General features: G+C 57.5%; 12 protein-coding genes and 1 pseudogene. 6 read left to right on the top strand and 7 right to left on the bottom strand.

Going from position 1 to position 12,933, the window contains the following annotated elements:
- Positions 1 to 42: 42 nt before the first annotated feature.
- The 3 genes from AC07RN_RS01530 to AC07RN_RS01520 all read left to right on the top strand — a co-directional run bounded on the left by AC07RN_RS01530 (position 43) and on the right by AC07RN_RS01520 (position 3,662).
- Positions 43 to 594, top strand: coding sequence for an NAD(P)H nitroreductase (locus AC07RN_RS01530; RefSeq protein WP_012017077.1), 552 nt, complete (start codon positions 43 to 45; stop codon positions 592 to 594).
- Between the two features lie 115 nt (positions 595 to 709).
- Positions 710 to 1,753 (top strand): selenide, water dikinase SelD, encoded by a 1,044-nt coding sequence (gene selD, locus AC07RN_RS01525; protein WP_478335408.1) that lies wholly within the window; start codon positions 710 to 712, stop codon positions 1,751 to 1,753.
- Between the two features lie 4 nt (positions 1,754 to 1,757).
- Positions 1,758 to 3,662: a DNA topoisomerase III gene (locus AC07RN_RS01520; protein WP_449553423.1), complete on the top strand. Its 1,905-nt coding sequence runs from the start codon at positions 1,758 to 1,760 to the stop codon at positions 3,660 to 3,662.
- Positions 3,663 to 4,097: 435 nt separating this feature from the next.
- Here the strand turns inward: AC07RN_RS01520 and gdhA are convergent, their stop codons facing one another.
- Positions 4,098 to 5,441 carry an NADP-specific glutamate dehydrogenase gene (gdhA, locus tag AC07RN_RS01515; protein WP_478335407.1) on the bottom strand — a complete coding sequence of 448 codons (1,344 nt, stop codon included), beginning with the start codon at positions 5,439 to 5,441 and terminating at the stop codon, positions 4,098 to 4,100.
- A gap of 234 nt (positions 5,442 to 5,675) precedes the next feature.
- Here gdhA and AC07RN_RS01510 point away from each other — a divergent pair, with 234 nt between their 5' ends.
- Positions 5,676 to 5,948, top strand: coding sequence for a YnjH family protein (locus tag AC07RN_RS01510; protein ID WP_012017081.1), 273 nt, complete (start codon positions 5,676 to 5,678; stop codon positions 5,946 to 5,948).
- Here AC07RN_RS01510 and AC07RN_RS01505 read toward each other — a convergent pair.
- Positions 5,908 to 6,324: pseudogene (locus tag AC07RN_RS01505) on the bottom strand (pyrimidine (deoxy)nucleoside triphosphate diphosphatase). The gene AC07RN_RS01510 and the pseudogene AC07RN_RS01505 sit on opposite strands and share 41 nt — an antisense overlap.
- A 75-nt stretch (positions 6,325 to 6,399) precedes the next feature.
- On the opposite strand from AC07RN_RS01505, the gene AC07RN_RS01500 reads away from it, so the two are divergent.
- Both AC07RN_RS01500 and AC07RN_RS01495 read left to right on the top strand, forming a co-directional pair.
- A complete protein-coding gene (locus AC07RN_RS01500) occupies positions 6,400 to 6,969 on the top strand; it encodes a carboxymuconolactone decarboxylase family protein (RefSeq protein ID WP_478335406.1) in 570 nt (189 codons plus the stop codon).
- Complete coding sequence (locus tag AC07RN_RS01495; protein ID WP_478335405.1) at positions 6,962 to 7,579, top strand: CDP-alcohol phosphatidyltransferase family protein; 618 nt, start codon at positions 6,962 to 6,964, stop codon at positions 7,577 to 7,579. The genes AC07RN_RS01500 and AC07RN_RS01495 overlap by 8 nt, the downstream gene beginning before the upstream one ends.
- On the opposite strand, the gene AC07RN_RS01490 is transcribed toward AC07RN_RS01495, so the two are convergent.
- The 5 genes from AC07RN_RS01490 to AC07RN_RS01470 form a co-directional block, all read right to left on the bottom strand.
- Entirely contained in the window at positions 7,576 to 8,883 is a 1,308-nt protein-coding gene (locus tag AC07RN_RS01490) for a sulfurtransferase (protein ID WP_478335404.1), read from the bottom strand. The two genes, AC07RN_RS01495 and AC07RN_RS01490, sit on opposite strands and share 4 nt — an antisense overlap.
- Before the next feature lie 77 nt (positions 8,884 to 8,960).
- A complete protein-coding gene (locus tag AC07RN_RS01485; RefSeq protein WP_478335403.1) occupies positions 8,961 to 9,581 on the bottom strand; it encodes an ATP-binding cassette domain-containing protein in 621 nt (206 codons plus the stop codon).
- Entirely contained in the window at positions 9,581 to 11,116 is a 1,536-nt protein-coding gene (locus AC07RN_RS01480) for an ABC transporter permease family protein (RefSeq protein WP_478335402.1), read from the bottom strand. The genes AC07RN_RS01485 and AC07RN_RS01480 overlap by 1 nt, the downstream gene beginning before the upstream one ends.
- Entirely contained in the window at positions 11,089 to 12,261 is a 1,173-nt protein-coding gene (locus tag AC07RN_RS01475) for an ABC transporter substrate-binding protein (protein ID WP_478335401.1), read from the bottom strand. The genes AC07RN_RS01480 and AC07RN_RS01475 overlap by 28 nt, the downstream gene beginning before the upstream one ends.
- Before the next feature lie 12 nt (positions 12,262 to 12,273).
- Positions 12,274 to 12,918 carry a TVP38/TMEM64 family protein gene (locus tag AC07RN_RS01470; protein WP_478335400.1) on the bottom strand — a complete coding sequence of 215 codons (645 nt, stop codon included), beginning with the start codon at positions 12,916 to 12,918 and terminating at the stop codon, positions 12,274 to 12,276.
- Between the last annotated feature and the right edge of the window lie 15 nt (positions 12,919 to 12,933).

Here is a 12,933-nt window from a genome sequence, read left to right as displayed (position 1 = left end):
CGTGTTAATTTTGTGAGCAATTTTGAAGACAGGAGTTAACCAATGGACGCACTAGAACTGCTTGTTAACCGTCGTAGCGCTTCACGCCTGGCCGAACCCGCCCCTGCGGGTCAGCAACTGGACAGCATTTTGCAGGCCGGGATGCGCGCGCCGGACCACGGTACGCTGCAGCCGTGGCATTTCTTTATTATCGAAGGTGAAGGGCGTGAGCGCTTCAGCGCTTTACTGGAGAAAGGGGCGATCGCCGCGAGTCAGGACGACAAGGCTATCGATAAAGCCCGCAGCGCGCCGTTCCGAGCGCCAATGATTATCGCCGTGGTGGCAAAATGCCAGGCCGGGCATAAAGTGCCCGTTTGGGAACAAGAGATGTCAGCGGGTTGCGCAGTCATGGCCATGCAAATGGCGGCGGTCGCGCAGGGCTTTAATGGCATCTGGCGCACCGGCCCGTTGACCGACAGCCCGGTTGTTCGCGAGGGATTATCCTGCGGCGAACACGATAAAATCGTCGGTTTCCTCTATCTCGGAACGCCACAACTGAAAGCGTCCACTACCGTTTCCGTGCCCGACGCCACGCCGTTCGTTACCCATTTCTGATAAGCACACTAAACTGTCTGGATTCTGCGCATCCGCGCCAGAATTCAGACAGTCAGACTTACCTCTTTAAGGAATGAGCGCTACCATAGCGCCACAGCAATGACAGGAGATGTCCATGAGCGAGCAAACCATTCGTCTAACGCAATACAGCCACGGAGCAGGTTGCGGTTGTAAAATTTCCCCTAAGGTGCTGGAGACCATTCTGCACAGCGAACAGGCGAAGTTTGTCGACCCGAACCTGCTTGTCGGTAATGAAACGCGTGACGATGCGGCGGTTTATGATTTAGGCAACGGGACCAGCGTTATCAGCACCACCGATTTCTTTATGCCTATCGTCGATAATCCGTTTGATTTTGGACGCATCGCGGCCACCAATGCGATCAGCGATATTTTCGCGATGGGCGGTAAACCGATTATGGCGATTGCCATTCTCGGCTGGCCAATTAACACCCTTGCGCCGGAAATTGCCCGCGAAGTCATTGAGGGCGGGCGCTTTGCCTGTCAACAGGCGGGGATCGCGCTGGCGGGGGGCCATTCTATCGACGCGCCGGAGCCGATTTTTGGTCTGGCCGTCACCGGCATCGTCCCGACGGAACGCGTCAAGCGTAACAGCACCGCGCAGCCGGGTTGCAAACTGTTCCTGACTAAACCGCTCGGTATTGGCGTGCTCACCACCGCCGAGAAAAAATCGCTGCTCAAACCAGAACACATTGGCCTTGCGACAGAAGTCATGTGCCAGATGAACCTCGCGGGTGCCGCGTTCGCGAATATTGACGGCGTGAAAGCGATGACCGACGTCACCGGTTTTGGGCTGCTCGGTCACCTGAGCGAAGTCTGTCAGGGCGCAGGTGTGCAGGCGCAAATCGTGTATCAGGAGATTCCAAAACTGCCGGGCGTTGAAGAGTACATCGCGCAAGGCGCGGTCCCTGGCGGCACGCAGCGTAACTTTGCCAGCTACGGACATCTGATGGGCGAAATGCCTGTCGAATGGCGCGATCTGCTGTGCGACCCGCAAACGTCCGGCGGCCTTCTGCTGGCGGTGACGCCAGAGTCGGAAACCGAAGTCAAAGCCACGGCCGCTGAATTCGGTATCACCCTGACCGCCATCGGTGAGCTGGTCACCGCCCGCAGCGGCCGACCGATGATTGAGATTCGTTAATTCGATGCGGCTGTATATTGCGGAAAAGCCAAGCCTGGCCCGAGCCATTGCAGATGTGCTGCCAAAGCCACATCGCAAGGGCGACGGCTTTATTGAGTGCGGAAACGGGCAGGTGGTCACCTGGTGTATCGGGCACCTGCTTGAGCAGGCGCAGCCGGACGTCTATGACAGCCGCTACGCCCGCTGGAACCTGAACGACCTGCCTATTGTGCCGGAAAAGTGGCGTTTGCAGCCGCGACCGTCGGTCACAAAACAGCTCAACGTGATTAAGCGTTTCCTGCACGACGCGGCTGAAATCGTCCATGCGGGTGACCCGGATCGCGAAGGGCAACTGCTGGTGGACGAAGTGCTCGATTATCTTGAGCTGGCGCCAGAAAAACGCAAACAGGTGCAGCGCTGTCTGATAAACGATCTCAACCCGCAGGCCGTTGAGCGGGCGATTTCTCGTCTGCGCTCTAACAACGAATTTATCCCGCTGTGCGTCTCCGCGCTGGCGCGTGCGCGTGCCGACTGGCTGTACGGCATCAACATGACCCGCGCGTATACGATTTTAGGGCGCAACGCGGGCTATCAGGGTGTGCTCTCCGTTGGACGGGTGCAAACGCCTGTTTTAGGGCTGGTGGTACGCCGTGACGAAGAGATCGAGAACTTCGTAGCGAAAGACTTCTTTGAGGTGAAGGCGCATATCGTAACGCCGAAGGACGAGCGTTTCGTCGCCGTCTGGCAACCCAGCGAAGCCTGCGAGCCATATCAGGATGAAGAAGGGCGTTTATTGCATCGTCCGCTGGCGGAGCACGTCGTTAACCGCATTGCCGGTCAACCGGCCATCGTCACCAGCTATAACGATAAACGGGAATCAGAACCCGCGCCGCTGCCGTTTTCGCTGTCGGCATTACAGATTGAAGCGGGCAAACGCTACGGCATGAGCGCGCAAAACGTCCTGGATATTTGCCAGAAGCTTTATGAAACGCACAAGCTGATTACCTATCCGCGTTCGGATAGCCGTTATTTGCCGGAAGAACATTTTGCCGGGCGTCATGCGGTGCTGAATGCGATTGGCGTCCACGCGCCGGATCTGCTCCCGCAGCCTGCCGTCAATCTGGAGACGCGCAACCGCTGCTGGGATGATAAAAAAGTCGATGCCCACCATGCGATTATTCCGACGGCGCGCGCCAGCAACGTTAATTTGACCGAAAATGAGTCGAAGGTTTATCAGCTGGTGGCTCGTCAATATCTGATGCAGTTCTGCGCTGACGCGATGTTCCGCAAATGCGTTATCGAACTGGAGATTGCCAAAGCGAAGTTTGTCGCGAAAGCGCGTTTCCTGGCCGAAGCTGGCTGGCGTACGCTGCTGGGCAATAAAGAGCGCGACGAAGAAAACGACGGCACACCGCTACCGGTGGTCGCGAAAAACGACGAACTCCTGTGCGAGAAAGGCGAAGTAATTGAGCGTCAGACGCAGCCGCCGCGACACTTCACCGATGCCACGTTGCTCTCTGCCATGACCGGGATCGCCCGTTTTGTGCAGGATAAAGATTTGAAAAAGATCCTGCGCGCGACGGACGGATTGGGCACTGAGGCCACACGCGCTGGGATTATCGAACTGCTGTTTAAGCGCGGTTTTCTTATCAAAAAAGGCCGCTACATCCAGTCAACGGATCCGGGCCGCGCGCTGATTCACTCCCTGCCGGAACTGGCCGCACGACCGGATATGACCGCGCACTGGGAATCGATCCTGACAAAAATCAGTGAAAAAGAGTGCCGCTACCAGGACTTCATGCAGCCGCTGGTGGGAACATTATTTGATCTGATTAATCAGGCGCGAACGACGCCAGTGAAAAATTTCAGAGGAATGGTTGCGCCAGGCGGCGCGAAAAAACCGTTCAAAAAGAAAAAGAGCGCAGCCTGATGTCGCTGTTACAGCGCAATCTCTGTGGGTGACCGCTGAGCGAGAGCAAGCACAAGGCATAAGTAAAACGGCAACTTCGGTTGCCATTTTGAGTGTTTGCTCCTCTCCCTGTGGGAGGCTTGGGGTGAAGGCTTCAGACCGCATAAGACAAAAGCAAAACGGCAACCTCGGTTGCCGTTTTTAGTGTTTGCTCCCTTTCCTCGTGGAAGAGGGTTGGGGGTGAGTGCACCAGACCGCACAAGACAAAAGTAAAACGGCAACCTCGGCTGCCGTTTTTAGTATTTGCTCCCTCTCCCGTGGGAGAGGGTTGGGGTGAGGGCACCAGACCGCACAAGACAAAAGCAAAACGGCAACCTCGGCTGCCGTTTTTAGTATTTGCTCCCTCTCCCGTGGGAGAGGGTTGGGGTGAGGGCACCAGACAGTACCCTAAACATCTTAAATCACACCTTGCCCAATCATCGCATCGGCGACTTTCACGAAGCCGGCGATATTCGCGCCGCGCACATAGTTGGTCTGCTTATCTTCACCACCATACTCGACGCAGGCGTGGTGAATATCCAGCATGATGTGATGCAGGCGCGCATCCACTTTCTCGGCTTTCCAGCCCATACGCGCCGCGTTCTGCGCCATTTCCAGACCTGAAGTCGCCACGCCACCCGCGTTTGCCGCTTTGCCTGGCGCAAACAGCACGCCCGCTTGCATGAACAGGTCGGTCGCTTCGATGGTCGTCGGCATGTTCGCGCCTTCAGCTACAGCTTTCACGCCATTCGCGATCAGTTGCTGCGCCGCGTCGACGTCCAGCTCGTTTTGCGTTGCGCACGGCAGGGCGATATCCACCGGCACCGACCACGGCTGTTTGCCTTCCAGATAGGTCAGGCCAAACTCACGCGCATAATCGGCCACGCGGCCGTCACGGCTGGCTTTGATTTCACACAGACGCGCCAGTTTCTCCGTGGTGAAACCGGCTTCATCCACCACCGTACCGCTGGAGTCAGAGGCGGTAATCACGCGTGCGCCAAACTGCATCGCTTTTTCAATCGCGTACTGCGCCACGTTTCCGGACCCGGAAACCGCTACGCGCATGCCTTCAAAGCCCAAACCGTGGCGTTTTAACATCGCCTCGGTGAAATAGACCAGACCATAGCCTGTCGCTTCTGGACGGATCAAACTCCCGCCGAAAGAGAGTCCTTTGCCAGTGAACACGCAGGCGCTGTTGTTAGACAGCTTCTTCATCATCCCGGCCATAAAGCCAACTTCACGCCCGCCCACGCCGATATCGCCCGCAGGCACGTCGGTATCAGGCCCAAGGTGGCGATACAGTTCGGTCATCAGCGCCTGACAGAAACGCATCACTTCACCTTCGCTTTTGCCTTTCGGATCAAAATCGCTGCCGCCTTTCCCGCCGCCCATCGGCAAGGTGGTGAGCGCATTTTTGAACGTCTGTTCAAAGCCCAGGAACTTCAGAATCGATAAATTCACGGAAGGGTGGAAACGCATCCCGCCCTTAAACGGGCCGATAGCGGAGTTAAACTGGACGCGCCATGCGCGGTTAACCTGCACCTGATTACGATCGTCAACCCACACCACGCGGAACTGAATGACACGCTCCGGCTCAACCAGACGCTCAAGCAAGGACATCTGACGATAACGCGGGTTTTCTTCAAGAAACGGCCACAACGTGGTCATGACTTCGCGAACGGCCTGCGCGAACTCGCTCTGATGCGGGTCGCGGCTTTGAACATGGGTAAGAAACGATTCCAGAGTGCGTGTCTGATCCATTGATATAAGAACCTCTTATGATGATTTTTTATATTTTGTGTGTTGTGCGGGTGATTTTTGGTCGTTTTCGACTATACCACCCGTACCGCTTTGCGAGGCAAGCGAAAATTCGTGACGAAAGGGAAATTAATTATTGGGCGCGAGTCATAACGAAAAACGATGGCTGACAAATTAAAGGTTCGACCACGAATAACCGTTATAGTCATTACAAGGACACAACAGGAACCGACGTCTATGAACCGTTACCTTATTCCCGCGCTGTTTGCGCTCTTATCGGCAGGCGCTCAGGCCGACCGCTTTCGCCCGGATGTTGACGTCAACGTGCCGGCAGAAGTCTTTAGCTCCGGCGGTCAGCGTGCACAGCCGTGCAATCAATGCTGCATCTATCAGGATCAGAACTATTCGGAAGGGGCGGTCGTGAAAGCCGACGGCGTGCTGTTGCAGTGTCAGCGTGATGAACGCACCATCAGCACGAACCCGCTGGTCTGGCGGCGCGTAAAAGAATAAACGCTTCCAGCAAGGGGATATCGGCAGGCGCTAGCGTATAGGTTAGCGCCTCTTCGGGCGTACACCACACCAGCTCGCTGTGATAATGAGCCGTCAGCTCGCCGCTGAATGTCGGGACGTGCCACGCGTGCAGCGCGATGAGCCGCTGCGACACTTCGCGCTGATGGCTGGCGACATACTGCGCAGGCTACGCCTCAATGCCCAGCTCCTCACGCAGCTCACGAATCAGCGCGTCGGGCTGCGTTTCGCCTGCTTCGACTTTCCCTCCGGCAAACTCCCACATTCCGGGCTGATCGGCATGAGGTGGGCGCTGCGCCAGTAAAATTTTGCCGTCCTGTTCCAGGATCGCGGCAACGACATCGAGAGTTTTCAGCATGGTCATCAATAATTGAAGGTGAAAAACGACATATTATCGTCGCCTTTCAAAGAGTCCAGCCATCAGGAGAGTTCGGTGAAAGAAACTACCGCCTGGGTACACCCCGTCAAATCCATTCCCATCAGCCTAAAACCCATCGCGGCGATGCAGAAAAAGCATTTCGGCACGGTGCTCAATCCAACCCGCTGTTGGGGGCGAATGCCACGGTTGTTCTGGCTGGTGGCGCTGTTTGTCGGTTTTCTTGAGCGCCGTCATGCGCTTCTCAGTCCGACGCTGCGATCGCTGCTGATGACCCGCGTCTCGCAGCTTTGCCACTGCGCGTTTTGTATCGATGCCAACAGCCTGCGTCTGGCCGAGCGCTGCGGCGCGCTGGATAAAGTGCAGGCCGTCAGCCATTGGCGCGATTCGACGTTATTCAGCGCGGATGAACGTGCCGCGCTGGCCTATGCCGAGGCGACAACGGCCACGCCGCCGCAGATCGGTGACGACGTAAAAACAGAGCTAAAGCGCTTTTACAGCGACGCTGCGATAACAGAAATGACGGCGCTGATTGCGTTTCAGAATCTCTCGGCGCGTTTTAACGCTGCACTCGACATCCCGGCGCAGGGGCTCTGCGACGCCTTCAAAGGAAAACCGCATGCTTGACAGACATGTGCATCCACGCCTGAAACCGGCACTTAACCGTCTGGTAGAAAAGCTTGATAAGCCGACTATCACCGCCGATGGCTTAACGCTTCTGGGATTTGCCATCGGTGTGCTGGCGTTGCCTTTTCTGGCGCTGGGCTGGTATCTGGCGGCGCTGACGGCCATCGTGTTGAACCGTTTGCTCGATGGGCTGGACGGCGCGCTGGCGCGGCGGCGCGGCATAACCGATGCCGGTGGCTTTCTCGATATTGCGCTCGATTTCCTGTTCTACGCTCTGGTGCCGTTCGGCTTTGCGCTCGCCGCTCCGGCTGAAAACGCGCTGGCGGCGGCGTGGTTGCTGTTTGCATTTATGGGTACGGGAAGCAGTTTTCTGGCGTTTGCAGCGCTGGCAGCAAAACACGATATTGATAACCCTGGCTACGCGCACAAGTCGTTTTATTATTTGGGGGGATTGACGGAAGGGACGGAAACGATTCTCTTGTTCGCGCTGTGCTGTTTGTTCCCGATGCACTTTGCGCTGTTCGCCTGGATCTTTGGCGCGTTGTGCTGGCTTACCACCACAACGCGCATCTGGAGCGGATATCAAACGCTTAAAGCACTCGCCCGTTAAAGCGTACTTTCAGGCGTCAGCGGCCCGGTCGTGAAAGGGTTTTGCGGGTGAGCGCTCCATTCGTACCAGCCGCCGTCGTACACGGCGACGTTTTGCCAGCCCATCGCCCGTGCGTACATAAAGGTTTCTGACGCGCGCCAGCCTGTGCCGCAATAAAACGCCACCTGCTGATCGGGCAGAATATGCCACTGTTTCCACATCGCGGCGATATCATCAGCGCTGCGCATGGTGCCATCGGGATTGTGGAAGTCTTCCATATGGGTGGCGTCGCTGCCCGCGTGACCCCAGCGGGCCCCGGCGATTTCGCCTTTGGGTTTGATGTAGGTGTACCCGCTGGTTTCACCGATAAATTCTGGCCACGAGCGAATGCTGACCAGCGAGGCATCCTTGCGATGCAGCAGTTCGCGCGCCTGTTCCATATCCACCATCAGCTGCGGCTGCCCGGGAATGGGGGCGCCGAAATCGTTCGCCGGTTTGACTTTTGCGGGTGTTCCGCGCCCGACCGGCAGATTCGCGTCGGACCAGGCCTTCCAGCCACCGTCCAGAATGCGTAAGTCCTTCACACCGGCGTACAGCATGATTTGCGCCACGCGTGCCGCAGCATACACGTCGCGGCCATACAAAATTACGGTGGTGTCGTGACGAATGCCGTGCTTCGCCAGCATGGCTTTCAGTTTGTCATCTGACACTTTATTCCACAGTGGTTCGCTTTCGACTTCATTGGTATCAATGTAATCCGCGCCGGGAATGTGATTTAGCAGGTAAAATTTGGGCGCACCCCAGGCGGCTTCGATAATTTTAAAATCACCCGTCGGCGCAGCCGCCACTTTTTTGCCTTGCTGCAGCTGATGGATCCACTGCGGATAAACCAGTTGCTCAAAATGAGGCAGACGTTGCAGGCGGGTAGGGGTTTGCAGCGCGTCGCCTAAGGTTGAAACCGTTGAATATCCGGCTTTTTTTAAGCGCGCGTTGACGGCCTGATTGTCGGCGTCGCTGCCGTACAGGGCAATCACGGAGGCAGGCGTTAGGTTGTGCTGTTTTGCCCAGCCTGCGAGCTGTTCGTCACTCATCGCGTTAAGCCAGTTGGCGGAGAGATTCAGCGCGGCAGGCTCATGCCCGGACGGGCCAGACAGCGTCTGCGGCCAGCCGTTATAAAACGCGCTGGCGCGGGTGTCGATAACCGTACCCTGCTGCTGTTGCAATTGCGCAAGCGTAAGTGATTGCGCCATATCAGCGGCAACGGAGGAAAAAGAGGCAAGACCCAGGATCATGGCGAGCGTGGACAGGTGAGAAACACGTTTCATCGAAAAGTCTGATATCAGGTAAAAGGTGCGTCATTTTCGTCTCCCACTCGCCAGAGTTCTTTGCGTTAGCACATAGATTATTGCCACATGGACAGCTGAAGCACGCGACCCTGTGCCGGAATATCGTCTTCATCATGTGTGACCAGCACCACGGGAATATTGAGTGCGCGAACCTGCGCGAACACCCATTCCCGGAACGAGACGCGCAACGCCTTGTCCAGACGACTAAACGGTTCATCCAGCAGCAGCGCGTGAGGCTGCGCCAAAAGCGCGCGCAGCAGGCTGACTCTGGCACGCTCTCCGCCGGAGAGCGTGGCCGGATCGCTTGCGTAAAACCCATCAAGCCCCGCACTTTTTAGCGCATGCTCAACCTGATCACGACGCGAGGGTCCTTTTATGTGCTCAGGGAGCGCCAGCAGCAGATTTTGCCCCACGCTAAAGTGGTCGAACAGCAGCGCGTCCTGGAACAAAATACCGATCTCACGTTTCTCGACGGGCAGCGCGTCGCATTGTCTGTCGTTCAGCCACAGCTCGCCGCACGCTTTAAAATCCGTAGGGAGTGCACCCACCATCCAAGCGAACAGCGTAGATTTTCCGCTGCCGGACGGGCCCATCAGCGTGACGATTTCGCCCTTATTCACGCTGAAGTTCACGTGGCGGAAAAGCGGCTCAAGCGTAAGATTTTTGACGATCAGCATTAACGCAGTCCTTGTCGGTAGCGGCCCACTAGCCGTGATAAACCGGCGGCGAGACCAAAAGCAGCAGCCGTCAGCGCCAGCAACCACAGCGCGCGACCCGCAAGAATGGCCGTGCTGCCGCCGCTGCTGAGCGCGACCGCCTCGGTGGTCAGGGTCGGAAATCGTCCCGCGCCGAGCCACAGCGTCGGCAAGTATTGCGCCATGCTGACGGAAAAGCCCGTGGCAAACGCGGTAAGCAGAGGGCGGATCAGCAACGGACATTTGATCAGCCAGAATATTTTGCTGCGCCGCATGCCGAGCGTTCTCGCGATTAATATTGCGCGCGGATCCAGCCTGCGCCACGCGGGTTGCAGCACCAGCAGCATCCACGGCAACACCCACAGCAGATGCCCCCACAGGACGGCGAGATACGATCCGTCGATGCCCGTGAAGAGCGCGAAACGGTACTGCCCGGCGACCAGCGGCAGGGCGGGAAGTGCCAGCGGAAGCCAGATCCAGAGCGTTCCGCGAGACGGCCCCCATTCAAGCCAGAGTAAAATAATCGCCAGGGCGATCAGGCCAGAAAACAGCGCCAACGAGAGACTGACGCGAAACGGCACCAAATCAAAACTGTCTTCGCCTGCCAGCAAAATCAGCGCAGCTGCACACATAACTCCGCAAAGCGGCAGTAGCCCTCCCAGCGTTGTGCCAATCACGGGCGCGCCCAAATGCTGCCGAACGCCAGACGCGGCGGGAACCGGGCGGTGCCAGCGTCTCCAGATGATAAAACCGACGGCGGCAAACAGCGCCAGCAGCAGAAGTAACATCAGACACAGCAAGGTCCCTTTGGTCTGCTGCTGAGCATCGCCCTGACTCAACCACTGCCACGCCAACACCGCCAGCGTCGGCGGATTACCAGGACCAAGGATAATCGCGACATCCACCACCGACAGCGACCAGGCGACCACCGCCAGCATCACCGCGCCGAGCGCAGGCGAGATGGCGGGCAGCACCAGCCAGAAAAGTCCTTGAACGCGCGAATAACCGAGCGTTCGCAGCACCACCATCTGTTGCGCCAGCGTCTTTTCGGGCAGAACCGCATACATCGCCCACAGCACAAACGCGCTCTCTTTCACCGCCAGCGTCAGCCCCAGGCCAATGCCGTAGCGATCGATCAGGGGAGAACAGGCGCTGCACCATTGATAAAACGCGCCGCCTTCTGCAAACATCAGCAGCACGCTGGTGGCAAAGGCGACATGCGGTACGGCCAGCAGCCACGGCAGTCGGGTATGTAAACGCCGCCAGCGGTCGCCGGGCCACAGCGCCGCGACCACGCAAAGGGCAATCAAAAGCGAACCTGCGGTGGCGATAAGCGTTGAAACCAGCGTGGCGGTAAACGCCTGCGGCAGCTGCGGATCGCTCAACAACGCCTGCCATCCGGCAAGCGACAAGGCCGGAGCCATCAACATCCCTGCGGCAGGGATCAGCGGCGCATAGATGACGGCTACCGCTATCCAGACCAGCCAGCCTAGCGGGTGCCGTAGCGACGCAACCATTCTTGCTCCAGCGCGTTAACCCACGCCGCATGCGGTTCCGGCAAGGTTTTCGGTAACCCGTCAGGGATGAATTTTTTAAGTTGCGCGGTCTGTTTCGACGGCAGTTTTTGCGGGGTTAACACGCTCGGATCGCCCCAAATTTTAGGGTCGGCTTTGTGAATTTGCGCCTCGGGCGACAGCAGGAAATTGGCAACTACTTTGGCACCCGCGCTGGCGCTGCTGTTCGCCGGGATCGCCACGAAATGCACATTGCCAATCATCCCGTCGTGAAAGCCAAAACTGTAGCTGTCGGCGGGCAGTTCGCCGCTGGCCACTTTTTGCTGCGCGTGCGCCGGGTTAAGGGTGACAGACATATTCAGATTGCCGCTGGCGAGCAGGGCATCCATTCGTGCAGGGCTGGGCGGAAAGTCTTTTCCTTCTCGCCAGAGCAGCGGGTGCAGTTTATCGAGATAATCCCACAGCGGAGCCGTCACTGCGTTGAACGTGTGTGAATCAGGCGGGACTTTCAGCGCATCAGAATTTGCCGTCAGCGTCAGCAGCAGCTGTTCCAGCCACGCCGTGCCGGTGAAATCCGGCGGACGCGGATAAGTGATTTTACCGGGATTTTTTTGCGCATAGCTGAGCAGTGCTTCGGGATCGGAGAGCGGAACTGGCAGGCTCTGTTTGCGGGCAATAAACGTCAATTGTGCGCCGCCCCACGGGGATTCTGCGCCGTCGGTTGGAATGGCAAAATCGTCGTTGACCGGTTTATCGGTATCGACATAGCGCCAGTTCGGCAGCGTTTGCGCCCAGCCGGTTTGCAGCAAACCGGCTTCTTTCAGCGTGCGGAAATTCTCCCCGTTGACCCACAGTAAATCGACAGAACCGTGGGTTTTTCGACCGGCGGCGGATTCTGTCTGGATGCGTTTGACCGCATCGGCAGCGTCCGCCAGATGTACGATTTTGAGGGTGATCGCGTAATGGGTTTTCATCTCGCCGCTTACCCAGTCGAGATAGCGATTGACGGCCTGATCGCCGCCCCAGGCATTAAACCAGACGGTCTGGCCTTTGGCGTCGTTTTGCACGGTTTGCCAATTGGCATCAGCCATTGCGGGGGCTGCCAGCAGCAGTCCGGTCAGAAATACGCAGCCACGCACACGGCGCATAATGCCTCCCTGTTAATGAGAAGAATGGAAATAGCGAGAAAACAGCCAGCGCGTCACCAGCGGCAATAACCCTAAGAGTGTAAGGGCGAAAAGCATGCCCGGCGACAGAATATCGCGCAGCGATGTCAGCTTGCCCAGTTCGCGTCCGGCATTCAGGAAAATCACCGTGGCAGGCAGCATCGCCAGCTGGCTAATCCACCAGTAACGACGCACGCCAAGGGCGGTTAATCCGGCGAGTAAATTGACCAGAAAGAACGGAAAAAGCGGCATCAGGCGCAGGGCGAAAAGATAAAATGCGCCGTTGCTGTCTATCCCCTCATTCACCGTTTTCAGTTGGCGGCTGAACCGGCGCTGGATCCCGTCGCGCAAAATATAACGGCTGGTAAGCATCGCGAGCGTCGCGCCAAGCGTTGAGGCAAACGACACCAGCAGGACGCCCTGCCAAAGCGGGAACAGCGTGCCGCCGAGCAGGGTGAACAATGCCGCCCCTGGAATCGACAGGGCAGAGATCACCACGTAAACCGCAAAATAGAGTGCGGCACTACCTGTGGGGGCCTGCTGCACATATTCCTGGAGCGCGCGTTGATGCGTTTTGAGGGATTCGAGCGACAGAAAATCGGGGGGCAGCAGGGTACGAATCATGAAAAATGCGCCCATGAGGGCGCATATCAA

Source organism: Lelliottia sp. GFLA7, from assembly GCF_056490165.1.
This window is presented reverse-complemented; position numbering and strand designations above follow the sequence as displayed.